Genomic DNA, 22,919 nt, shown 5'->3' on the forward strand with positions numbered 1-22,919 from the left:
TATTTTTTATTCTGGGTCAACTTTTGAATCGAATGTTTGCTCTCCAGCTTCATACTTAAGGATGGATGCTGATTTAATCGGATCGTGATGATCATTCAAGGTAATGTTTCCTGAAACAAGGGCAAGATCCTTTGTTTCCGCTAAAGCTTCCTTGATTTTTTCAGGGTCTGTACTGCCTGCGCGTTCAATAGCATCAGCAATCATATACCCAGTGTCATAACCAAGTGCCGCAAAGCCGTCTGGTGTGGACTTATACTCTGCCTCATACGCTTTTACGAAATCCTGAATCTTCGGATCAGGATCAGCTGCGGAATAGTGGTTTGTGATAAACGTATTGTCCAACGCGTCTCCACCGGCAATTTCAACAAGCTTCGGAGAATCCCAGCCGTCTCCACCCATGATTGGCACATCAATACCAGCTTCGCGGGCTTGTTTAACAATTAAGCCTACTTCTTCATAATAACCAGGCAGGAAGATGAAATCCGGCTTAGCAGATTTGATGCGTGTAAGCGTCGCACGGAAATCTGTATCCTTCGCTACATATGCTTCTTCAGCTACGATTTTTCCGCCGGCTTTCGTATACGATTCTTCAAAGGCTTTAGCCAATCCTTTTGAATAGTCACTTGCCGTATCAATAAATATCGCTGCATTTTTCGATTGGAACTTGCTTTGCGCAAAGTTAGCAGCTACTGTTCCTTGGAATGGATCGATAAAGCATGTTCTAAACACAAAATCGTTTACTTTGTCACCCTTGCCCGTGATATCAGGGTTTGTTCCCGTAGGTGTGATTAATGGAATCTTTTGATCTGTGGCGATTTGCACCTGGGCCAATGTATTTGTACTAGTAGCCGCTCCGACCATAACCGCAACCTTGTCCTGTGTCGCAAGCTTCAATGCCCCTTGGGTAGCCTCTGCTGCATCAGACTTATTATCGACTTTGACTAATTCCAATTTCTTACCATCAATGCCTTCTTTGTTGATTTCATCAAAAGCTAGCTCAAGACCTTGCACCCCAGATTGTCCATAAGAAGCAACCCCTCCGGATAATTCCATGTTAGCACCAATCTTGATCGTATCTCCGCCGCCTGATCCGCCACTGCTCTCAGAACCGCCGCCGCACCCAGCCAGAAGCAATGTGGCACTCAATGATAGTGATAGTAAAAGGCCGCCCATTTTCTTTTTCTTCATCCAATTTTCCCCCTATTTCTCTTCGTTTTTTCTTGCATATTCTCCTAAACTTTGTATTTCTACTATAGAAGATATGCAGACCCGGAAAGATAAATTAATATTGATAATAAAAATAATATTCTGAAAAATAGTTTACCTTATTTTCCCGTAACCGTCTATATAATATTATAGTAAAATTTAAATTTTTCTGAAAAACGCTTACGAATTTAACACTTTAAAGGGGTAAATATTATATATTTAAAATAGTTTCCCTTTGAAAATTTCGACAAAATTCAACCTGCCGCAAATGTTTTGAATTTTACTGTTGAATGAGATAGAGATAGACAAAACCAAAACTAACTGTGGTCATTTGTAACTTCACGAACTATATTTCAAAAAAGGTACGTTTTTTCTGAATGTTGATTCGTTCACTACAGAGACCAAAAGGAGCCGGCATTCGCACCAGCTCCTTCATCTTCATCTTATCTTCAGGGTAACGGAATTAAATTTCTTCTTATTGCCTATCGGGTTATAGTTATTTTCAATATTCCCCGCAGCATCCACAGAGAACCAATTAACCGTCGTCGTTTTATCAATTTTTAGCGTTTCGGCTCCTTCTCTTGTCCCGCTTAGCATCAGTTTCTTGGATTCAAACGTTGGCCGGCTGCCGTCAAGTGTATAATAGATTGTTGCCGGTTCGCTTGTTTTAAATGTAAGATTGATAGGTTCTTTGTAAGATCCGCTGCCAGGTACCGCTTTCGTCGTTGGTGCGCGGTGATCTTTGGAGTGATGATAAGCTACCTCCATTAAACCAATTAAGCCGTTGGAAAATTCCATGGCTTCCTCATGTCCTTCCTCAAACGGCGGCTGGAATCCGACGGGCTTCCAATCGTTTGTTGTCTTATCCCATAGGTCAGCCCCGACTTCGAAATTCCAGGCGAAAATTCCTTTTTCATACCATAAATAGTCTGCGGAATTGCCTGCCGCTGAGTACAATACATCAGGAATCGGACCTGTACGGCTTGGAAGGATGGCTGTTCCCCGATGTTTTTGGATTTTATTTAAGATTTGTTCAGAGGCCGCCCAGTAAAATGCCTCTTCCCCTGCAGATGGCCGCGGCAATGTCGTTCTTGTGGCATCGTATGCACCAGGTGACCACATGAAATAACCGCCATAGCTGTGGATGTTCATTGCAAACTTGATATTCGGATTTTTGTCTGCCAGCCACACGAGATTTTGGGCTTCCGGTTCAGAGCCCTCATGCGGACCAGCATAAGTAGTGCTTGTACAGCTCTTGGATGCTCCGATGAATCCATCATATACGGAGCCGATCGTATGGTTGCGGTTAAGATCTACACCCCAGGAATTTCTTAAAGCCGAATCTGATGCAGTAGGCCCGCAATGGTTCGTCATATTCTTCCGCTGCATATTGGCATCATAAAAACTATAGTTCGCGCCGTCCGGATTTACTGTAGGAACTAAGAAAATGTCGAGATTGTTAACCAAACGCTTTGTCTCTTCGTCATGTCCATAGTTTCTCAGCAATCGTTCTGCCGTCTCAATTGTAACCAGAGGTGTAACCCATTCGCGGGCGTGTTCCTGCGCATAACCCAAAACACCTGGCTTGGAACCGTCACGGTGCTTGCCAATGCGAATCGCTTTCACAGTAAATGGATCTTTTGAAACCTTGTCAGGAGCCTTCAACCCATCTGTAAGTGTTGCCGTAACCGGTTTAACGAGACCGCTTCCGCTATTCCCGCGGTATGTAACAGCCGATACAAGCTGATTCGCTTTGCTATTCACTTCTGCAACAACCTGACTGGCAGTGCTTGTACTGGTACCCGCCCCGTCTGTGGCCAGTTCTACTATTACTTTTTTATTTTCGATCGTTACGCTTAGCGGGGCATTGTTTGTTCCGGGATTTTTAAATTCGATGGAAATATCATTGCCTCCCTGATGTCCTAAAGTCTTCGATGTCAAAACTACAGCATCTGTATTATTGGTGCCTATTGTAGCTTGAGCATAGCGCTTGTACCCATTGGTTTTGTTTGGCATATCAATGATTTCAACCAGGTCCGGAAATTGCTTAGCCAGCTTCTCTGCCCGCTGATACAATTCGGTCGGATCCATATAATGATCGATAAAATCTTTCACATAAAACCTGTTTGGCTTATCACGTTCTTCACTTCCCAGCCACTTAGTGACTGTAGCTGTAGCGCTGCCCCCTAAATTGCTTGTGATTTTTACATTCTTTGGAACCGCACTGATGGGCAGTTCTAAGTAATGGTACAAATATTCGCCATAATCCACCTTCCTTGAAAGAGTTGCCGTCTTTTGGACTCCATTTTCCGTCCAGCTGGCCGTTAACGCAGAGCTTGCAGCAGTTCCAGCGCTCGACTTTGCCTCAATATAAAGGAACTTTTCTGACTGGCTTGTAAAATAGTTCGCCCTTAACACATTGATCTTATCTTCCACAGCCGTAATCGATGACTCCTGCTTTACAGCTTGATTCCTCTCTGCCACTCTTTGTTTCCATTGCTGTTGTGTAATCAGCGTATCTTTTACATCAATCCCGTGCATTTTTAACATAGCAATTTCAGAAGGTGTTACGACCGCATCCACTTCCAATATCCCATCATGCTCATGGACCCTGTGAGTGAGATCAATCCCAAGCTCCACGATCTTGTCCATCGCCTTTTGGCCAGGCACCTTCAGCTGAACAACAGAAACTGGTTCCGGCTTCTCAAGCGGCACAACCGGCTGAGATGATGCCATTATCGGTTTGTCGATAACCGGGTAAACCGTGGACAAGCAGAGACCTGTAATAACTGACAAAGCAACAATTCCTTTTTGCAAACCCCTATTATTCTTCAAAAAATCCCCTCCTAACCTGATTAGTAAAATAAAAAACTATCAACTCAACTATAAAATTATTTATCTGAATATTTTGTCAACATTTCACAGCTATTAAAAGTGAGTTCTATATACCTAGAATTAAGCTGGTTATTTAACCAACATGTTTTATTTCGGTTCCCGAAAATATTTAGAATTGAACTTTGTAAGTAAATAAGCCTACTGTTATCCCGTAAAAATAATGATTAGTCTTTTAAATAGCATTCTTGATTTTGTGATTCACGAAGGATTATGGAGTACTATGTAGAAAAATAAATAGTTATGGAGAAATTTTTTGGAGGATTTTAAAGATAATAAAAAGAAAAATACTAGTTTTAATAAAACGTTTACGGTCTATAGCGGAGAAAGAGCCATTCTTATCTTTCATGCAAAAATGCCAGGAGATTTTTGAGATGGCATCAGGAGAGGGAGTCCCTGCTAAATTTGTTTATACGGAGGTTCCAAACCACAACTTGGTTTACAGCTTAAATAATGCAAATAGCGTGAGGAATGGCCAAACTACAGCTATCTTCAAGGCTGGGTTCAAAAAAATTCAAAATTAAAACAAAAAACTCAGGCCTGTTTTTGGCCTGAGTTTTGCTGCAAAAGATTATTTTTCGTCGCTGACCCGTTGAATCGGGATATCTTTTAAAATTTCCCGAACAACCCAGCTACCGGCAATCAATCCGGCCACCGACGGAACAAATGCGTTAGAGGAAGGTGGCATCTGCGCTTTCCTGATCTTCGCCGCGTCATTCCCTACCTCTTTACGCACATCTTCTCTGATTACAATCGGGCTTTCATCCGAGAATATGACAGGAAGACCTTTTGTTATCCCTTCCTTACGTAATCTCTTACGCATGACCTTCGCGACCGGGTCGGTATGCGTCTTTGAAATATCCGCAATCATGAACCGGGTTGGATCCATTTTATTAGCCGCTCCCATGCTTGAGATAATCGGAATGTTCCGCTTCAGACATTCCTTCGCTAAATGGATTTTATAGACGATCGTATCCGACGCATCAATGACATAATCGAGCCCGTAGCTGAAGAATTCCTCATACGTTTCTTCCGTATAGAACATTTTTAACGAAATGACTTCACACTCCGGATTAATATCCTGAATCCGTTCCTTCATCAAATCGGCTTTAAACTGGCCGACAGTCGATAACAACGCATGAAGCTGCCGATTCACATTCGTGATATCCACATCATCCTTATCGACCAGTACCAGGCGGCCCACGCCCGAACGCGCCAGCGCCTCAACCGCGAAAGTGCCCACCCCGCCGATGCCGAGAATCGCCACCGTTGTATTTTTTAATAACTCAAGTCCTTCTTTTCCAATCGCCAATTCATTACGCGAAAATTGGTGCAACATTATATAACCAACTCCAATAAAATCTCTTTATCTTTAGAATTCCCAAAGTTGAATATATCATAAACATTGTGGAGTTTGATACTTTTTGAAGGGATCAATGTATTGGGATTGATGAGGTGGAATCAAGCGGTGGCTACAAAATTGAAATCTTCGCTACAAAATTCATTGTTTCGGCTACTATCTGTTGAATAACTGCTACTATATTGAAATTCCCGTTACAAAATTTGGGACTGACTAGTATATAATAGAGTAGAGTTAGGTCTTCCAAACCAATCCAATTTCAGTGATACAACAGTATGGGCCCTTTTTATTCATTTTATATTATTTTTATCATTATTTATTTTCCTGGGGGGCCATATGAATCCTTTTGTTAGCTTTTTAATATATCCTGGAACGTGGATAGCGATTCTTGGATTGATAGCCTTATATTTTTCTGTGAAATCTTTGGCGAAGTATCCCATTTGCGGTTATAAGTATCATTATTGTTATTGTATCTCTATATGATTCAATTAACTTTTTGCTATGGTTATTAGGTGTTCCTTGGAATAATTGGTCGTCAGTTTCTTCTATGACAGCTAGCGACTTTACACATTTAAGTTTTTGGCAAATAAATAGACAGTAGGATTTTAATCCGACTGTCCCGTTATAGAGATTTTAATATATGAGAAATTGCTTCATTTCCGCTTCGCTTAAATCTTTTGCTTCAATGCCTTTTTTCTTACAATATTCACCTAATGCACGTATCTTCACCTTTGGTGCGTCTGGATCTGGTGGAAATGCATATACGCCATCAGGAAAAGCATCGTCAAATTTTTCGATTTGTTCACGTAACATGGAATTACTCCTTGTTATAAGGTTCCCGTATTCCGTTTAACTACATAACTCAAGCCAAATAGAAATGCGCCATTAAAAGGAAAAAACTTATGCTTACTCGTGTAACCATTTATCAACACATCCTATCTCATAGAATATTGTTGCCTGTCGTTACAATTTAAAAGTAGCATAAATTTGTTAAGCTGATGATAATGGAGCATGAAAATTAAGTAAATGCCGTACTTACTATTCAGTCAATTGATATACGATCTATCAATTTGTTATTCTCCTGGTCATATAGTTCAATCTCACCTTGTTTGATCGGATTCTCACTTTGATAATACCAGAGGGAAATGTTCTCCAATTCATATTTTTTCACAATATTTTGTTCCAGCATCGTTTCTAAATCCAATAAATTAGCTCGAATTCCATTCACTTCAACATAATGGTTTTGTTTAGTCGTTATTAAACCATAAATTAAAAGCTCACTTTGCCCTTGGAACCCATTGATTTTATTAGGTTCGATTTTTTCTATTGGACTTGAAGTCATCACTCCTGCCTTCCAACCAAGAAACCCCTTTTGCACAAAAGATACCCCGAAGTTATTACTTCCGTCTATAAAAAAAGAAGAGGGATTCATCGTTTAACTTATAGGCAGGGATTAACAATATATTCTTATCCAGACTCATCAAAGCGTCTTGAGGTTCTGGATAAGAAAGGGACTTCTCAGTCTGAAACCAGAAATAAACGAATGAAAACAGAATAAGGATTAATATAATTTTTGCCATTTTCGATTTTAAAGAAGGATTTTTTATTCATCCCACCTCCACACAAACCGTTTCCTTTTCATATGAAGAACTGGTATTACGATTTAAACACTAACTTTTTTTGATTTAAACGAAAAATTCGACCATTTAAACGAAAAGTCTGGTCATTCAAATGAAAAACCCTGTCATTCAAACGAAAAGTCCTTCCATTTAAACGATAAATCCACCGATTTAAACGAAACCAAATGCTAATAACTAACCCCGCCGCGACACAAATTATCCAAAAAACAAATCTACAATATTACCGGCTTTAGAGGATTGTTTATTATAAAGTTCGGAGTATCCGCAATTCGTACAGTAAACAACAGTAAAATGATTATGCTGTACATCGAACAGCTTCGATAACCCCGTCCCTGACGTTGCTATTTCTTTTGTTTTGGCTTCTGTATGGCCGCATTTTATGCATCCTTTTTCACTCATTCTTCTCATCCTTTTCTCTTTTATAATAATAACGGATTTAGAGTAAAAAGGTTTCATTTTTTCCAAATTTTATCTTTTATAAAAAAGAGCTGCCGAAGCAACTCAGGTGTCAATTTTTCTTATTGCTTAAAACCTGCTTATCACAATCACTGAATAGTTTATATGTCTCTCTAAACCGCATTTCTCTATCCAATTCTTCTTTCTTCATTCGGATTAATTGCGCTAAAACGTAGTCGTTGTTATACATTCTGACCACCTCCTTGTTCTTAATGTAACTATACTCATTAAGGAACAAGAGCTCATTCGTCGTTCGGTTGATTTTTTCTACGACTTTTGGCGGAAAGATGGATGGTGCGGTTTTAATAATTGTCGGACATCGCCCCTCAGACATCTGTGGATTTTTGGTATAGCTTTTGGCCAAGCGTGAATGAACTGCTTATATCAGGTATAAATGGAATATCTTGAACCAGAAATGCCCAAACGAGATATAGACTTAAACTGACGGCACTTAATACTAAAATATAAAAATAACTTTTTCTTCTTTTCTCTAAAATAGAAAGAAAACGTACCTATCCCTGAAAGAACACTTACGATAAATATCCATCCTGCTAAAGCATCCATTCTAGAAAATGGTTGCCAATTAAAGTATATTAATACGAATATGTAATAAATCCACGAAATCGCTAGGATTAATAAGAAAGGAATTGTCCTCACTTCTTTATCAAATAATTATCACATTTTATTGGTTATTATCGGCTGGCCAGTTGTAGTTATGATATAAACTTAGCTATTCCTTTTCCCTATCAATAAAGGTTGCAATTAAAATTGTATAATCGGAATTAGTACACTAAAAAAGGAATCCTGATGTGGATTCCCTGTTTTTACGCAACTTTCCCTCAATGGGTTGCTAGTATTGTGGGCCTCGATTGTTTAGTGAATCTTCACCGTCCCTATCATCTGTATCATTTCTTAGTACAACGTTATTGGTTCCTTTTTTATACTCATACTCCACATCCCGATCCATATCTCTCGCTTTTTTCAAAAATTCTTCTTTGCTCATGTGCTTTCACCTCCATGCTTATTGTTCCTTATTCATATCATCTTATTTAAAACATGAAAAAAAGCAGGAAATCTTCCTGCTTTTAACCAGTGCGTATTATGTAAATTACTTTTGGCTCTGCAAAGCCATGTGAATACCTAACCCGAGATATACAACCCCGACAACCTTCCCCTGCCAGCGGGCAAACGTTTGATTTCTGGACAGCCATTGGCTTACAGAACCCGCAACCAGCGCAATAAAGGTTGTGTACAAGATGCTTAACAAAACAAAAGTAAGCCCGAGAATCAATAATTGGGTGATTATTGGTCCGCCTGCCGGGTTTATAAATTGGGGAAGAAAGGCAAGAAAGAACAATGCCGTTTTTGGGTTGAGTACTTCAGTGACGATCGCCTGGGTAAACGAACGGCGGGAAACTGTATGATCCTCCGGTGTGGGTACAGACAGCTTCGTTGATTTTTCAATCAAGGCGCGGATCCCCAAATAGAGCAGATATGCGGCTCCCAGATATTTAACGATTTCAAAAGCAAATGCCGAGGTCATTAAAATCGCGGAGAGGCCGAGTACAGACGCCATCGTGTGAATCAGATCCCCAACGGCGATGCCAAGACCTGTGAATATTCCATTTCTTTTTCCACCGCTAATGCTTTGGCCCAGTGTTAGCATGACAGCCGGTCCCGGTATGACGAATAACGTTAATACGACTAACACAAATGCAACCATCTGTTCCTCCTTGGTTCTATAAAAAATTAAGCTTAATGATCGCTTTTTACCTATTTCATTTTAACATAAAGTTTTAAACATTCAGTTTTCTTAAATGGTTTCATCATCGTTTATAATCGCGAGCACTTGATGATCTTCCCACTTTCCGTTAATCTTCACGTTGCTTTTGGCGATGCCCTCTCTATGAAATCCGGATTTTTCTAATACTTTGATTGATCCTATGTTATGCGGCATGACTCCAGCTTCAATCCGATGCAGCTTCAGTTTATTAAATGCAAAAATTACAATTAAGCCAACAGCCTCCGTCATATAACCTTTGCCATTCTGTTCTTGATCAAGGAAATAGCCAACAAAACAATTTTGCAAAGCACCTCTTAAGACCTGTGACAATGCGATTGTACCGATTAATTCCCCATCTTCATTTCGGAAAATGCCAAAAGAATAACCTTGGTCACGTCCAGACATTTCATTATTCCTATTTATCCGGTCAGCCTGGTCCTGCAATGTGTAAAATTCATTTGCCCGTAAGGCTGTATACTTTTGAAAAAATTCCTGGTTTTTAATTTCTAATTGTAAAACAGCACTCGCATCCATAGTATCTAACATTCTAAGGAAAACATGGTCCCCTTGGAGCTTCATAGCATTTCCTCCAGTTCGTAGAATTTTATAAGGTTTTCATTTGCAGATATGCTTGAATTTCTATTTCATCAGGAGATGAGTAATATAAAGTTACTGATCGATAATCTTAGAATGATAGATAAATATAAATAGTTTCTCAAGGTAATCCCCCGGCAACCTTTTCTTTTATATTACCACATTATGGGTTTTCAGAAAACTTCGTTAGTATCTAATACGCCAAAAAAAGACTACCCCGAAGGATAGCCTCTAATCGCTTATATTCTCTTTGCCCCTAGATATTTTGGGGACCAGTAGCTATTATTCAATGAACTGATCATTACGCCGTTTGAAGAGGAGCTGTGAATGAATTGTCTGTTCCCGATATAAATCCCTGCATGGGATGCACCCTTTTTATAAGTTTCAAAGAATACGAGGTCTCCAACTTGCGGGCTGGAAACCTTGACGCCTTTTTTATAAATATCAGCTACAGTTCTTGGTAAGCTGATGTTGGCGCCTTGCTTGAATACGTAGCCTAGATATCCGCTGCAATCAAAGCCTTTTGGGGTAGTTCCGCCCCATTTATATGGCACATTTTGATACTTCTTTGTGGTTGATACGATCTTGGTTGATTTAGAAGTAGACGAAACACCGGCTACTTTACTGCTAGAGCTTGGCGCACTGCCTAAAGCTCTGAAAGTGTTCGTTCCAACAACGCCATCTGCTTTGAGGCGGTTCTTTTTCTGGAAATTGATGACTGCACTTTTGGTAGCTGAACCAAAGTAAGTCGTCGTTTTGCTGATCTTTAAATATCCTTTTTTCTTCAGGATGTCCTGCAGCTGCTTCACATCACTGTGGGTCATGCCGCTTTTAAGCGTTCTCTTCCCAAAAGTCGAACTTATTACTGCCGGAGCCGACGCCTTTTTTACTGCGGGAGCCGCACCTTTTTTGATCCCTAATGCTTTATATGTATTCGCTCCAGCAATTCCATCTGCTTTTAGACGGTTCTTTTTTTGAAAATTAACAACCGCACTTTTCGTAACGGTTCCAAAGTAAGTCGTCGTTTTGCTGCTTTTGAAATATCCTTTTTTCTTCAATACTTCCTGCAATTGCTTTACTTCACTATGAGTCATACCGCTTTTTAACGTTCGATCACCTAAGGCTGCATTACTGGCTAACGGGCTGCTGACAAGTAAAGTACCTGCCATTACTGCGGATACTACTAATTTTTTCAATTTTTTATTTCCCCCAAACTCATTTCTATACCCCAAATCCTACCACTTTAAAATGACATGTTTATTTTAAAACAGTGACATTCACGTTAAGAAACATTACAAAAATCGACAAAATTGAAATGATACTGAATTTTCTGACTTTATAAGAGGTTCGGGGCTTTTTTCTTTTACATGATTTCCTGTACAATATACGTATCAGTAAAAGGAGGAACCGAGCATGTTTACGACTATCCCGCCAAAGGATGAATATCTAAGATTCAGCAATGATGATGAATATATCCAAAAAACTAAAGATTGGGGCCTCGTGTCAGCTTCCGCCAAAGCGGCCAAGCACGAGTTTCTGTATAAACGAGATAACAACACATACACCGTCACCATAAAAGGCTATGAAAGCAACGGAGATCATGAGACTGCGATCGTCTCCTTTTCCAACGACGCACTTCATTGTGTCCACCCTGCTTATTTAAAGGAAATGCAGAGCCCCTCGTTTGGCAGGGAGTCTATGCTTGACTCACCAGAAGCATCTTCAAACGGGCAACTGCCTGAATCAGGCGAGCCCGCTCAAGATAACAAAGTTAAGAAAACAAAGGCAACAAAAGAAACTAAGAAAACAGCTTCGAAACCAAAGCTTGAACTGCCAGCAGAAAAAGTTTCATTTGAAGCCGTGGTCAAAGAGTTTGAAACGAAATACAATCACTTCACCGAAAGCGAAGACGAAGTCCTGATCCTGGAAAACGTTAAAATCGTGGGAGATAATCCGCTAGAGGTTGGGGAAGCCTGGTGTGGCTACAGCAATACCCTGAAAAAACATGAACTTGAAGTAGGCAATGCCATCACCTTTGACGCGAAGATTGTCGATAAAAAATTGAATAAAGAGATTCGTTATAAAATTAACAATCCCTCTAAGATTGCCAAGCAATCCTGATGAAAAGGACGATACAATCACTATGATTTATCGTCCTTTTGATTTATCAATAGTGAGTTTAATTGCTTGCGGAATGATATATGGACATGTTACACTCATTCTGTACCGAACGGTAGGTACTGAAATTAATTGATCTAATCATTAGATAAATAAAAGGAGCTGGGATTATTGAATATAACCATAACTGACCATGCAAAAAAAAGAACTGAACAAACAAGTCGGAGACCAAAACGGTGTTCTGAAACTTCGATACGAAACAGAGGATTGCGGTTGTTCCGGAGGAGTACCAACTTTATGGTTTGTCCCCTCAGCGAATGAAAATGAAGATCTCTCTTTTGAAACGAACGATCGTCCTGTCTTAATGGAAAAATCCAATCTCATCTTCTTTGATGATGAATTGAAAATTGATTACTCAACTTCAGCTAATAGTTTTCAATTAAAAAGCCCTCAGCAAATCTTAAACGGAAGAATGGCGCTTATTTCTAAGATTAAATAAATAAGGAATACATTTCCTATAGATGGAAAAATTATAGTATCAGAAAAACGAAAGGGTGATTTTTATGTCAAACAGCTTCTATCAAAAAGAAAACTTAAAAAACCTTAATCGAATCAAAGATCTAGCTCCTGATCAACTTCATGCTTTTTCCGAATTTAACAGCGGAGTTTTTAAAGAAGGCGCGCTAACGAAGAAAGAAAAGGAAATCATTGCGGTAGCTATCGCCCATGTGACCGAATGTCCTTATTGTATTGATAGTCATACACGCAGCGCTAAAGCGGAAGGTGCTTCTCTTGAGGAATTAGTGGAAGCCGTATTTGTAGTATCCGGTGTCGAAGCAGGTGGTGCGGTAACTCATAGTACCCATATGCAAAATGCTTTAGATCCTGAAGCGAATGATGCGCTTTATGCGAGATCCAATCTTAATAAGCTAGGTCATTTAAGTAAGTCGGCTCCAGATGGCTTTAAAGCCTATTCTGTTTTCAGTGCAGCCGCTATGAAGGCCGGAAAATTAAGTGTGAAATTCAAGGAAGTTATCGCGGTAGCTGTAGCCCATGCAACCCAGTGCCCGTATTGTATTGATGTCCATTCTAAGAACGCTGAAAAAGCCGGTGCCTCCAGAGAAGAACTTTCCGAAGCGATTTTGGTTGCTTCTGCCTTGCTTGCCGGCGGTGCATATGCCCATATGGCGAACATGATTCAAAGCTACGGGGAATAAGACCGGATGTATGAATATACTTTTATATTGTAGTTTGTACTATAATATAGAGTACAAACTTGGTGATAAAGGTGTGTAAGTATGTCTAGAAAGCAAGAAATCATATCTATAACCCGGGACGTTATCCATTCCAAAGGCTATCAGGCAACATCGATAACTGATATTCTTCAAGCTGCTAGTATTGGAAAAGGACAATTCTATCATTATTTTTCCTCTAAACATGATCTTGGGCTAGCCGTTGTTGAAGATCTTATTCAAGAGTGGGATAGAGAGTTAATCCATGGCATTCTCCAAACAGCGGAAGAACCCGCAACAAAATTAAACAAGATGCTAGAGTGGGCCATTACCTTTCATGCTGAGATGGAAAAAAAACCAGGTTGTCCAATTGGCAACCTAGCCATTGAAATGAGTGAACATGATGAAACTTTCCGCATTAAAATCCATCATTTTTTCGAACGTTGGATTGCGGCTGTAGAATTGATTCTGGGTGAGATGGTCAAGCAAAATCAACTGGATTCGATCATCGATACTAAAAAAAGTGCGCAAGCGATGATTGCTATGATTGAGGGCGGAATATTGCTCATGAAAAATCAGCAGGACCTCTCATTATTAAAAAATGTTTTCGAAGTGATTCGGAAGCAATACAATCTATCATAGGGAAATTTTATAAAAACTATATTTTGTACCAAACAGTCTGTACATTACAGCACAAATAGAAAAAGGATTGAGGAGAAAAACATGAAACAAGTCAAAACAGAGCAGGAATACCGCAATGACATTGCCCAGGATCAACTTACAGTGGGAATCTTTACAACCACTTGGTGCCCGGACTGCAAACGTTTGAATATGTTTATCGATGAAATTACAGAAGAACATCAGGACAAACAATGGTTTAAAATAGATCGGGATGAGTTCCCGGAAATTGCTGAAGAGCAAGATGTTATGGGCATTCCATCTTTATTGATATTTAAAAATGGCGAAAAGCTTGCCCACTTGCATAGCGCAAACGCCAAAACAGCAGATGCTGTGAGAGAATTTTTAAACACCATATAAACACTTCCTCTTTAGGAACTTACACAAGGGGCTTGGACATCTATCCAAGCCCCTTTCCATTTTACTGAAACCTTAAATAAAGGTGGTTATCGAGATTTATTAGGAATCCCTAAAAATAAAAAAACTGGCTAGCTATTTTTCACTAACCAGTTTTTCATATTATCTAATAAAGTTGAAAATCCTCCAAGCAATTCAGGACAAACTGTGATGGCTCTATTTTCTGCCAGCAATTCTTGAATTCTATTATCTAAGCTATGCGTACCGTTATATCTAACTTCCAGACCAGCTAAACAAGAACTCACTAAAATCAAATGATTTCACCTCAATCTATAAATCTCTACAATCATGATTTTTTCGCTGTGTCTCGATGCTTATAAAGATGGATGAACATTAAAATTTGTAGAGCAAACCACGCTATAAATAAATACACAAGTACGGGCTCAATTTCCTGAAAAGTTAGTAACAGTAAAAGGATATGGGGTAACATTAATGCAACACTCATACCCATTAATTTCCGGGATTTTTTTATTAAAGCAATGATAAAAAAAATTATGGAGAGAACTAATAATACCCAAACAACAATTAGCCAATACCAAAATAGAAAAATATCAAAATTCATTGAAACCTCGACCATATTAATTCTCCTACCAGATGTTTATTTAAATTATATCATTATAGTTTAGAATTTTACATATATTTTCCAGATATTTACTATCCTGCCTTGTTAGTCGAATAGAAAAAAGCTGACACAGTAACCTTTCTTCGATTTTATTCATCACTATTTCAGACTTTAAGATGTATTTAGATTATAATTGTCATAGTAAGACTGAGTCTGGGAGAGAACACGATGAAAAAACGAAGAGGGAAACGGAAGAAGAGGAATAATAAAGCAATTGTCTTATTGCTTATCCTTTGTTTCGTTTTTATTATGGTTGAATATGTGAAGCAGGTTCATATAAATCAAGAATCTTCCTCAATCATTAGCAATGATCCTTACAGGGACGCAAAAAAATATCGTCCGTTAATCCACGATGAATTAGAAAAACATCAGCTTGAACAATATACGACGGTCCTTATCGCTTTGATGCACCAGGAAAGTAAAGGCAAGGGCGGGGATCCGATGCAAGCTTCCGAGTCAGCAGGGTTGGCGCGAAATACAATTAAAGATCCAGAACAAAGCATTAAACAAGGCGTAAAACACTTTGAGCGTGCCGTAGCTTATGGAAATCAAAAAAAGGTGGATTTCCCTACCATTCTCCAGGCCTATAACATGGGGATCGGCTATATTGACTACGTGGCGCAAAACGGTGGCAAACATCATGAAGATTTAGCTAAGAAATTCTCTTTAATGCAAGTTAACAAGAAACCGAATGTATATAATTGCCGCGGAGACAAAAAGAATTTCCGCTACCCTTACTGTTATGGAGACTTTACCTATAGTGAAAAAGTGGCGAAGAATATAGAATCCCTGTCGGGGTCTGTTCCTGTGAGTATAAATTGATAGGGATTCTGGAGTAAGAAATTGTTAACTTGTAACTACAGCGAAAAGGTGAATGTTTGTGATTTTCGGCGTTAGTTTAACATTGGTTATTAAATAGTAGTTTGGATAATATACTTCGAGTGTGAATAATAAATCTCAGATTTGGATAATAAATGTTGAAATTAATAAGTTTCCGCAGTCAATCCTGGCTCCCAAAGCTGATGTTGGATAATCCACGTATTTCGGGGACATATTAATGTCCGGAGGTGAAAAATGTGACAAATCAAAATGAAAAAAGGCCGGCAGAGAAATTCAATGCCAAACATCAAGGTGGAATGGGTGGCCATGCAGGTGATTCGGACACCGAATTTGCCGCAGAAGAAAATATCCAGAAAGTTCAGAGGCAATCCCGGCAACTAGCGGATAACAGCGATCAAAATTCATAGCTTGAAAAATTACTAATAGTCCATATGCGCAAAATAATGCAGGAATCCGGATGCTCACCGGACTCCTGCATTTCACATTACCGGCACTGAAACCTTTAACGGTTTGAGCGCCCGGCTTTCATTGATAAAAATAAACGCATCATATCTTTCCGAAATCACTGAAGGTACGTAGTTGCCAAGATGTTCGTACTCCGGATTGTAAACGACTCCGATTGCGCGATGGCCGATCCTTGACGAAAATAAGTGACGGTTTTCATCGTTAAAGAAAAGCATTTTATCGTAGGTCCCAGAGCGATGCAACACATCTTCCCAACTGCCAAGTTGTGCCTTCGGGACTATTTTTTCTTCGAACTCTACTCCCCACTGTTCTGCCGCGATTACCGTTCCGCTATGAGTGCCAAAGCCTACTACATAAACATCTTCCGGCCTGTTTTGCTCTCTGACCACCTGGCCGACATTAATCAGCCCGTTATCGGCCATGTCTGTCGCGCGGGCGTCCCCTACGTGGGTATTATGCTCCCAGACAATCACCTTTGCCTCGGGCCCGTGAAAATCCATGACTTCATTCAATGCTTCTACCATATGCAGGTCGCGGATATTCCAGGAGCTTTCGTCATTTAAGATCATCGTGCTGTAATATCTTTCTGCATTCGCCATGACCAGCGCATTGATCTTTAGGTCCAGACCGCTTTCCTCTTCGTATTGATGTAAATTCCTGTTCTCATTAATCCGGTTTAACAGATTGGTTACTTCCTCAACACAGCCTTCCGAATAAACGGCTGAAGCGATTGCGTACTTTTCATGATTCCGGTTAAATGCTTCAAAGCATGTAAAAGCTTTTCTAGCCAGAGGAAGGTCGGGCGAATTTATTTTTTCCAGATGGCGGATTACTTCATCCATGGATTCCCAAAGGCTGTACACATCGATCCCGTAAAATCCGGCCTTCTGTCCGTCAGGCTTCGTGTTATTATGTTCTTTCAGCCACTCCGCAAATTGGGCAATTTCTTGATTGGCCCACATCCAGGTCGGCCAGCGGTTAAAGGATCTCAAGACTTCTTCTGCTGAATGGCTGTCAGCATCATAGCCTTTTATATAACGGTTTAGCTTCTGGCTTGCCGGCCAATCTCCTTCAACCGCAATAATAGAAAAGCCTTTTTCATCTATCAGCTTCTTGGACAATTCTGCCCGGACCTCATAAAACTCAGAGGTTCCATGGGATGCTTCCCCCAAAAGCACTATTTTTGCATCACCTATTTGGTTGACCAGTGTATCCAGGTCATCCCTATTTTCAAAGGGAAGCGAATGGTCTTTGATATTTTCTGCGAGTTTTTTAAGCATGATAAGCCACCTTTACTTGTTGCCGTATTAAGATTTTTCCTTGCCGTTTTATTCAGCCGGTGCCGACTCGATTGCCACTTGATAGGCATGAAGGATGTTTTCAGCTTCCTCATGATCATCCAGGCCGATAAGAAACTGCTCGCCATCTTCTTCTTCAATGCGCATCAGCAACACCTCTTCTTCAGAAGTCAAAAGAGCAAAAGAATCATCTTCTAAATCGAATAATGCCTCTACAGCATATTCTCTTTCGTCACCATTCTCTTCCTCAATAAGAATTAAATCCCGAAGCTTAGGGTTATCCATATTAATCACCTCGGTACTTACCTTGCCCTCCATGTGATGATTTTAGAAACAGCAGGATATGGAAACCATCCGGTTTATAAATAAGTCCTTTGGATTAAAGATTTTCGTTGACGGAATATTGAGTGTTGCCACTTTTCCTGTTTCGTTGCCAGTACTCGGACTTTCGTTGCCGAAAATTCTGTTTTGTTGCCAGTTCCCATTTTTGTTGCCGGAATATTGATTTTGTTGCCACTTTTCCCTGTTTTGTTGCCACTTTTCCCTGTTTTGTTTCCAGTACTCGCACTTTCGTTGCCGAAAATTCTGTTTTGTTGCCAGTTACCATTTTTGTTGCCGGAATTTTGATTTTGTTGCCAACTTTCCTGTTTCGTTGCCAGTACTCGGACTTTCGTTGCCAAAAATTCTGTTTTGTTGCCAGTTCCAATTTTTGTTGCTGGAATATTGATTTTGTTGCCACTTTTCCCTGTTTCGTTGCTAGTACTCGGACTTTCGTTGCCGAAAATTCTGTTTTGTTGCCAGTTCCAGTTTTCGTTGCCGGAATATTGATTTTGTTGCCAACTTTCCTGTTTCGTTGCCAGTACTCGGACTTTTGTTGCCAAAAATTTTGTTTTTGTTGCCAGTTCCCATTTTGCCACTTTTTCAAGTCGAGACGTTCAGAAGGTATTTCTATTAGAACTCATCGTTTTGTATAAAAAAAAGAACTTGGATGTTTAATCCAAGTCCTTGCTGCTTACAGATATTTAGGAGCTTCCGCTAATGAATGAGCGTCATCTTCCTCTTTTTGGGCAAAGTCAGTGTTTAACATGGTATGTTCCTTGCCAGTCTTTTTATTTGTAGAGTTTGTTTTTGATCCGTTATTTTTCTGGTTTTTAGCGGAACTGCTCTGACTTTGTTTCGCAGTATTGCCCTGATTCGCGGAATATCCATTGCTTTGACTACGTGTAGATCTATTGCCTTGGCTTCCTGAAGATGTATTGCTCTGACTACCTGTAGATCCGTTGCTTTGATTACCTGAAGATGCGTTGCCTTGAGTATCAGAAGATGCGCTGTTTTGAGTATCAGCAGATGTGCTACTTTGAGTATTAGAAGATGTGCTGTTTTGAGTATCAGCAGATGTGCTACTTTGAGTATCAGAAGATGTGCTGTTTTGATTTTCAGGAGATGAATTGTGCTCTTCATTAGAAGTCTTGTTCAGTTTAGAGTTTGCAAAATCTTTAAGATGGTTCATTATTTTTTCTCGGCTCTCCGGTTTTGAAAGAGTCTGTAATTTGCTCATTGTATTGTCACGCGTTTCCTTGTTTCGAAAAAAGTAAGCCGCTGTTCCTAAAAGCACTGTACCTAATACCGTATTTCTTTTCATGATAAAATCCTCCTTATGGTTTTCTCCATATATACCCGCCGCCACCAAGGTTAAACGAGCAGGAGCCATTATCTGCCTAAGAAAATGCATTGATTTTATCTCTTCTAATTATGCGCGGGGCTTTTATTTGCGGTGTTTTTCGGGCTCGATCTCTACACGATGTTTTGGCCGCACGGGATAGTTGGGCTTCCCCGGATCATTTGGCCCGGTCAGGTCGTTTCTTTGATCCACATTTCCATATTCAGTTTGGTTTCCGTAGTTATTCTGGTTTCTGTCTCGCATGCATTTCACCCCTTTTCTATAGATTGGGTAAAAATAAACAGATCATTTCTGGTAATTTCTACTTCATATACGATATGTGCTTTGAAAAGTGGACATTTAGGAAATAAAAACTGTTGCACAAAACAAAAGGCAGCTATCTTTTTGCATGATAGCTGCCTGCGTGACATTTTAGGGCAAGTATTTAATTGATGTGCGATGATACCTATCGAGAACTAACTGCCTTAGCACTTATTCGGGTTGGGCAGCGGGCTTGGCGGTGTGTCATGCACTGAATAAGGCGCCGGTTTGAGAAACGCGGGTTCTCCGTAAGGTTGTGGCTGTTGGACATATTGAAACTCACTGCAGCCATCCATTGACGGTCCGCAAGCCCAGCGGCCTTTACTGCTTTCTTCGCCACGGGAAAGGTTAAAGAATTTATAGGAGAACTCCCGTCTTTCTCTTTCCTTAGGAAAGGTACCCGGTGCGACTTTGCCTTCTTTTGCCTCTATCTCCGCGATCGCCGCCATCCACTGGTTTTGGTGCATCGTATCCCTGGCAATCAGAAATGCTAGTGTATCCTTCACGCCGTGATCGTCTGACATTTCGTATAACCTTACCGTTTGAAGCCTGCTTTGCGATTCAGCGGCCAGGTTGGCGCGGAAATCGGCAAGTAAATTTCCACTCGCTGCCGTATAGCGGCCATTCCACGGAACCCCTTCGCTGTCTTCAGGCAATGCGCCCAGACCGGAAACAATTAACTGCCGCGGGCTCATTCCTCCCATAGCAGCGTGCAACAGAGGATCTGCGGCAGCCATTTCCTGTTCCTTTGCAGAAGCGCCATCCAGAAGCCGGGCAATCAAAGTCGACACGATTTCAACATGGGAAATTTCTTCTGTCCCTGTATCCAGCAACAAATCACGGTATTTTTGTTCCGCCCGGCAATTCCAGCCTTGCATAAGATATTGCATCATTACCGTCATTTCGCCAAACTGCCCGCCGAGAATTTCCTGGAGTTTTCTTGCGAATGCCGGATCAGGACGGCTTGGAACCGCATCGTATTGAAGCTCTTTAATATGATAAAACATCTTATACACTTCTTTCCCAAGTTTTTTAGCATAACTCTCACTAAGTCATGGTATGAAGATGAATGATAATTGCCCACAGGCAAATGCCTATTTTAGTAAATTAGAATACTAAAAACCTTTTTAAGCACCTGATCATTTAGCCACGTTACCCGTGTAAATAAGCAGTTTTGTAGCGGAAATTTGCATGTTGTAGAACAATGTCCGTTTTTGTAGCGAAAATTCACATTTTCTAAAATACAAAAAAACCCAAATTTCAAGCACTTGTTCAAAGTGTTCAAAATTTGGGTTTTTTATTGTGTTCCATAAAAATGTAAGAGTCCCAATTGTGCCGTTTGTTCCTTTGTTTTGAACCCGCTCTCCGCAGGTGGGTGCTCTGTTCCGCACATCTGTAAGTCCTCAAGCTTTAGAGGCATTTACGTAGCCCGGAAACGTGGGCTCCCGTAACTATAAGTGTTCGGTCAAAACTTATAGGTTAAAGAACGTACACATCAGGACTCTTATCTAACTTGGGAATATCATATCACAGATTCCAGCGAACCTATATGGGAAATTATGCTTGTTTTTTTGTCGCTAATTTGAGATGAAGCTCTTCCAGCTGGGCCTCACTTACTACTCCCGGCGCATCAGTGAGCAAGTCGCTTGCGCTTGCTGTTTTCGGGAAGGCGATCGTATCCCGGAGGTTCGTACGTCCCGCCAGCAGCATTACAAGGCGGTCCAAACCGAGTGCGATTCCCCCATGCGGTGGAGTGCCATACTCAAAGGCTTCCATCAAAAAGCCAAACTGCTCATTCGCTTCGTCAGCGGAAAAGCCAAGCACTTCAAACATTTTCTCCTGGATCTCGCGTTCATAAATACGCAGTGATCCGCCGCCGAGCTCATAGCCATTTAATACGAGGTCATAAGCTTGTGCCCGAACGCTGCCAGGATCCGTTTCAAGCTTTCCAAGATCTTCCCTTGCAGGCATTGTGAACGGATGATGAGCGGCAAAATAGCGGCCGGCTTCTTCATCATATTCCAATAGCGGCCAGTCGACGACCCATAGAAAGTTGAATTTGCTTGAATCAATAAGCCCTCTTTCTTTTCCGAGCTTTAAGCGAAGAGCGCCAAGGGAATCGGCGACAACACTTTTCTTATCAGCGACAAACAATAATAGATCCCCAACAGATGCCTCAGTCACTTGCATCAGATTTTGCTGGGCTTGTTCGTCAAAGAATTTCGCAATCGGTCCTTTGAATCCGTCCGCTTCCACTTTTACCCACGCCAAGCCTTTTGCACCGTACACCGCCGCGAACTCACCTAATGCATCAATGTCTTTCCGAGAGTAATCTGCGGCGCCGCCTTTCACGTTTAGCACTTTTACCGCTCCGCCGCTTTCGACCGCCCCGGAGAAAACCTTAAAGCCGCTTTCTGCCACCTGTTCGGACACATTGATAAGCTCCATCGCAAAGCGTGTATCAGGCTTATCCGAACCATAGCGGCCCATTGCTTCGTCATAGGTCATCCTTGGAAATGGAAGGGTAACCTCCAAACCTTTGACGTCTTTCATGACTTTTTCCATCATTTCTTCTGCTAGGAACATAATATCTTCCTGGCTCATAAAGCTAGTTTCAATATCAATCTGGGTAAATTCCGGCTGTCTGTCCGCACGTAAATCTTCATCCCGGAAACAGCGGGCAATTTGATAATAACGCTCGACTCCCGAAACCATCAATAACTGTTTGAAGAGTTGCGGCGACTGTGGGAGCGCGTAGAATTCCCCGTCGTGCACCCGGCTTGGCACTAAGTAGTCCCGTGCCCCCTCAGGTGTGCTTTTCGTCAAAATCGGGGTCTCGATATCGAGAAAGCCTTCGCCATCGAGATAGTCCCGGACGGCCTTTGTCGTCTGGTGGCGCATTTTCAGCGTTTCAAACATCACCGGTCGTCTTAAGTCCATATACCGGTATTTCAAACGGATATCTTCTGATACTTCGGTCCTGTCAGTGATAGCAAATGGAGGGGTTTTCGCTTCATTTACGATGTTCACGGACTCTGCCAGTATTTCGATTTTTCCCGTGGAGATATTTTTGTTTACATTGGATTCTTCCCGGAGAATTACCGTTCCTTCAATCTCCAGAACATACTCACTGCGGATCGTTTCCGCTGTTTCGAGCGCTTCCTTTGATATATCCGGATTGAATACAACCTGGACGATGCCTGAACGGTCTCTTAGGTCAATAAAAATTAACCCCCCAAGATCCCTTCGTTTTTGGACCCACCCTTTTAAGGTCACTTTTTCCCCGATAGCTGTTTCGGTCACTTCTCCACAGAAATATGATCTACCAAACATTCCG

The 22,919-nt window shown here is 40.8% G+C and carries 26 protein-coding genes, 1 other RNA gene and 1 pseudogene; 8 read left to right on the forward strand and 20 right to left on the reverse strand.

Annotated features, from left to right (window positions below; translation table 11 throughout):
- Positions 1-6: 6 nt before the first annotated feature.
- Together D0463_RS12690 and D0463_RS12695 are read right to left on the reverse strand one after the other, a co-directional pair.
- Positions 7-1,188 carry an ABC transporter substrate-binding protein gene (locus tag D0463_RS12690; protein WP_117307763.1) on the reverse strand — a complete coding sequence of 394 codons (1,182 nt, stop codon included), beginning with the start codon at positions 1,186-1,188 and terminating at the stop codon, positions 7-9.
- A 456-nt stretch (positions 1,189-1,644) separates the two neighbouring features.
- On the reverse strand, positions 1,645-4,041 hold the full coding sequence (locus D0463_RS12695) for a M14 family metallopeptidase (RefSeq protein ID WP_117307764.1): 2,397 nt from the start codon (positions 4,039-4,041) through the stop codon (positions 1,645-1,647).
- A 431-nt stretch (positions 4,042-4,472) separates the two neighbouring features.
- On the opposite strand from D0463_RS12695, the gene D0463_RS19420 reads away from it, so the two are divergent.
- A complete protein-coding gene (locus tag D0463_RS19420; RefSeq protein WP_160118423.1) occupies positions 4,473-4,622 on the forward strand; it encodes a hypothetical protein in 150 nt (49 codons plus the stop codon).
- 47 nt (positions 4,623-4,669) lie between these two features.
- On the opposite strand, the gene D0463_RS12700 is transcribed toward D0463_RS19420, so the two are convergent.
- The 9 genes from D0463_RS12700 to D0463_RS12730 all read right to left on the reverse strand — a co-directional run bounded on the left by D0463_RS12700 (position 4,670) and on the right by D0463_RS12730 (position 11,127).
- Positions 4,670-5,437 carry a tRNA threonylcarbamoyladenosine dehydratase gene (locus D0463_RS12700; RefSeq protein ID WP_117307765.1) on the reverse strand — a complete coding sequence of 256 codons (768 nt, stop codon included), beginning with the start codon at positions 5,435-5,437 and terminating at the stop codon, positions 4,670-4,672.
- Between the two features lie 654 nt (positions 5,438-6,091).
- Positions 6,092-6,271, reverse strand: a complete 180-nt coding sequence (locus D0463_RS12705) for a hypothetical protein (protein WP_117307766.1) — start codon at positions 6,269-6,271, stop codon at positions 6,092-6,094.
- Positions 6,272-6,500: 229 nt separating this feature from the next.
- On the reverse strand, positions 6,501-6,836 hold the full coding sequence (locus D0463_RS12710) for a hypothetical protein (RefSeq protein ID WP_117307767.1): 336 nt from the start codon (positions 6,834-6,836) through the stop codon (positions 6,501-6,503).
- A 457-nt stretch (positions 6,837-7,293) separates the two neighbouring features.
- Positions 7,294-7,497 carry a zinc ribbon domain-containing protein gene (locus tag D0463_RS12715; protein WP_117307768.1) on the reverse strand — a complete coding sequence of 68 codons (204 nt, stop codon included), beginning with the start codon at positions 7,495-7,497 and terminating at the stop codon, positions 7,294-7,296.
- Positions 7,498-7,606: 109 nt separating this feature from the next.
- Positions 7,607-7,744 carry a hypothetical protein gene (locus tag D0463_RS19425; protein ID WP_160118424.1) on the reverse strand — a complete coding sequence of 46 codons (138 nt, stop codon included), beginning with the start codon at positions 7,742-7,744 and terminating at the stop codon, positions 7,607-7,609.
- A 660-nt stretch (positions 7,745-8,404) separates the two neighbouring features.
- Positions 8,405-8,557 carry a hypothetical protein gene (locus D0463_RS19430; protein ID WP_160118425.1) on the reverse strand — a complete coding sequence of 51 codons (153 nt, stop codon included), beginning with the start codon at positions 8,555-8,557 and terminating at the stop codon, positions 8,405-8,407.
- 105 nt (positions 8,558-8,662) lie between these two features.
- Entirely contained in the window at positions 8,663-9,277 is a 615-nt protein-coding gene (locus tag D0463_RS12720) for a LysE family translocator (RefSeq protein ID WP_117307769.1), read from the reverse strand.
- 90 nt (positions 9,278-9,367) lie between these two features.
- The gene (locus tag D0463_RS12725) at positions 9,368-9,916 is read right to left on the reverse strand and encodes a GNAT family N-acetyltransferase (RefSeq protein WP_117307770.1); all 549 of its coding nucleotides are present in this window, start codon (positions 9,914-9,916) and stop codon (positions 9,368-9,370) included.
- A gap of 254 nt (positions 9,917-10,170) precedes the next feature.
- The gene (locus D0463_RS12730) at positions 10,171-11,127 is read right to left on the reverse strand and encodes a C40 family peptidase (protein ID WP_254052793.1); all 957 of its coding nucleotides are present in this window, start codon (positions 11,125-11,127) and stop codon (positions 10,171-10,173) included.
- Between the two features lie 217 nt (positions 11,128-11,344).
- On the opposite strand from D0463_RS12730, the gene D0463_RS12735 reads away from it, so the two are divergent.
- The 5 genes from D0463_RS12735 (at position 11,345) to D0463_RS12755 (ending at position 14,319) form a co-directional block, all read left to right on the forward strand.
- Positions 11,345-12,052 carry a hypothetical protein gene (locus D0463_RS12735; RefSeq protein ID WP_117307771.1) on the forward strand — a complete coding sequence of 236 codons (708 nt, stop codon included), beginning with the start codon at positions 11,345-11,347 and terminating at the stop codon, positions 12,050-12,052.
- 190 nt (positions 12,053-12,242) lie between these two features.
- The gene (locus D0463_RS12740; RefSeq protein WP_117307772.1) at positions 12,243-12,548 is read left to right on the forward strand and encodes an iron-sulfur cluster biosynthesis family protein; all 306 of its coding nucleotides are present in this window, start codon (positions 12,243-12,245) and stop codon (positions 12,546-12,548) included.
- A gap of 64 nt (positions 12,549-12,612) precedes the next feature.
- Complete coding sequence (locus tag D0463_RS12745) at positions 12,613-13,266, forward strand: carboxymuconolactone decarboxylase family protein (RefSeq protein WP_117307773.1); 654 nt, start codon at positions 12,613-12,615, stop codon at positions 13,264-13,266.
- Positions 13,267-13,347: 81 nt separating this feature from the next.
- On the forward strand, positions 13,348-13,923 hold the full coding sequence (locus D0463_RS12750) for a TetR/AcrR family transcriptional regulator (RefSeq protein WP_117307774.1): 576 nt from the start codon (positions 13,348-13,350) through the stop codon (positions 13,921-13,923).
- Positions 13,924-13,941: 18 nt separating this feature from the next.
- Positions 13,942-14,319, forward strand: a complete 378-nt coding sequence (locus D0463_RS12755) for a thioredoxin family protein (RefSeq protein ID WP_301950645.1) — start codon at positions 13,942-13,944, stop codon at positions 14,317-14,319.
- Positions 14,320-14,489: 170 nt separating this feature from the next.
- Here the strand turns inward: D0463_RS12755 and D0463_RS12760 are convergent.
- Positions 14,490-14,630 (reverse strand): annotated as a pseudogene (locus D0463_RS12760) (2-thiouracil desulfurase family protein); the annotation flags it as partial.
- A 536-nt stretch (positions 14,631-15,166) separates the two neighbouring features.
- Here D0463_RS12760 and D0463_RS12770 point away from each other — a divergent pair.
- Positions 15,167-15,820 carry a lysozyme family protein gene (locus D0463_RS12770; protein WP_117307777.1) on the forward strand — a complete coding sequence of 218 codons (654 nt, stop codon included), beginning with the start codon at positions 15,167-15,169 and terminating at the stop codon, positions 15,818-15,820.
- Positions 15,821-16,074: 254 nt separating this feature from the next.
- Positions 16,075-16,245, forward strand: a complete 171-nt coding sequence (locus D0463_RS19435) for a hypothetical protein (RefSeq protein ID WP_160118426.1) — start codon at positions 16,075-16,077, stop codon at positions 16,243-16,245.
- 72 nt (positions 16,246-16,317) lie between these two features.
- Here the strand turns inward: D0463_RS19435 and D0463_RS12775 are convergent, their stop codons facing one another.
- The 8 genes from D0463_RS12775 to aspS all read right to left on the reverse strand — a co-directional run bounded on the left by D0463_RS12775 (position 16,318) and on the right by aspS (position 22,915).
- Positions 16,318-17,583, reverse strand: coding sequence for an erythromycin esterase family protein (locus tag D0463_RS12775; protein WP_117307778.1), 1,266 nt, complete (start codon positions 17,581-17,583; stop codon positions 16,318-16,320).
- 48 nt (positions 17,584-17,631) lie between these two features.
- Positions 17,632-17,886: a DUF1292 domain-containing protein gene (locus D0463_RS12780; protein WP_117307779.1), complete on the reverse strand. Its 255-nt coding sequence runs from the start codon at positions 17,884-17,886 to the stop codon at positions 17,632-17,634.
- A 74-nt stretch (positions 17,887-17,960) separates the two neighbouring features.
- Positions 17,961-18,518: a hypothetical protein gene (locus tag D0463_RS12785; protein WP_117307780.1), complete on the reverse strand. Its 558-nt coding sequence runs from the start codon at positions 18,516-18,518 to the stop codon at positions 17,961-17,963.
- Positions 18,519-18,613: 95 nt separating this feature from the next.
- Positions 18,614-19,243: a hypothetical protein gene (locus D0463_RS12790; RefSeq protein WP_133299574.1), complete on the reverse strand. Its 630-nt coding sequence runs from the start codon at positions 19,241-19,243 to the stop codon at positions 18,614-18,616.
- Between the two features lie 123 nt (positions 19,244-19,366).
- Positions 19,367-19,525, reverse strand: a complete 159-nt coding sequence (locus D0463_RS19440; protein WP_160118427.1) for a hypothetical protein — start codon at positions 19,523-19,525, stop codon at positions 19,367-19,369.
- 221 nt (positions 19,526-19,746) lie between these two features.
- Complete coding sequence (locus D0463_RS12795) at positions 19,747-20,589, reverse strand: manganese catalase (RefSeq protein ID WP_117307782.1); 843 nt, start codon at positions 20,587-20,589, stop codon at positions 19,747-19,749.
- Between the two features lie 312 nt (positions 20,590-20,901).
- Positions 20,902-21,087: non-coding RNA, 6S RNA (gene ssrS, locus D0463_RS12800), on the reverse strand.
- A gap of 52 nt (positions 21,088-21,139) precedes the next feature.
- On the reverse strand, positions 21,140-22,915 hold the full coding sequence (aspS, locus tag D0463_RS12805; protein WP_117307783.1) for an aspartate--tRNA ligase: 1,776 nt from the start codon (positions 22,913-22,915) through the stop codon (positions 21,140-21,142).
- Positions 22,916-22,919: the final 4 nt, after the last annotated feature.

The sequence above is a fragment of the Bacillus sp. V59.32b genome (assembly GCF_003429085.1).
In the GTDB taxonomy this organism is placed as follows: Bacteria; Bacillota; Bacilli; order Bacillales; family DSM-1321; genus Peribacillus.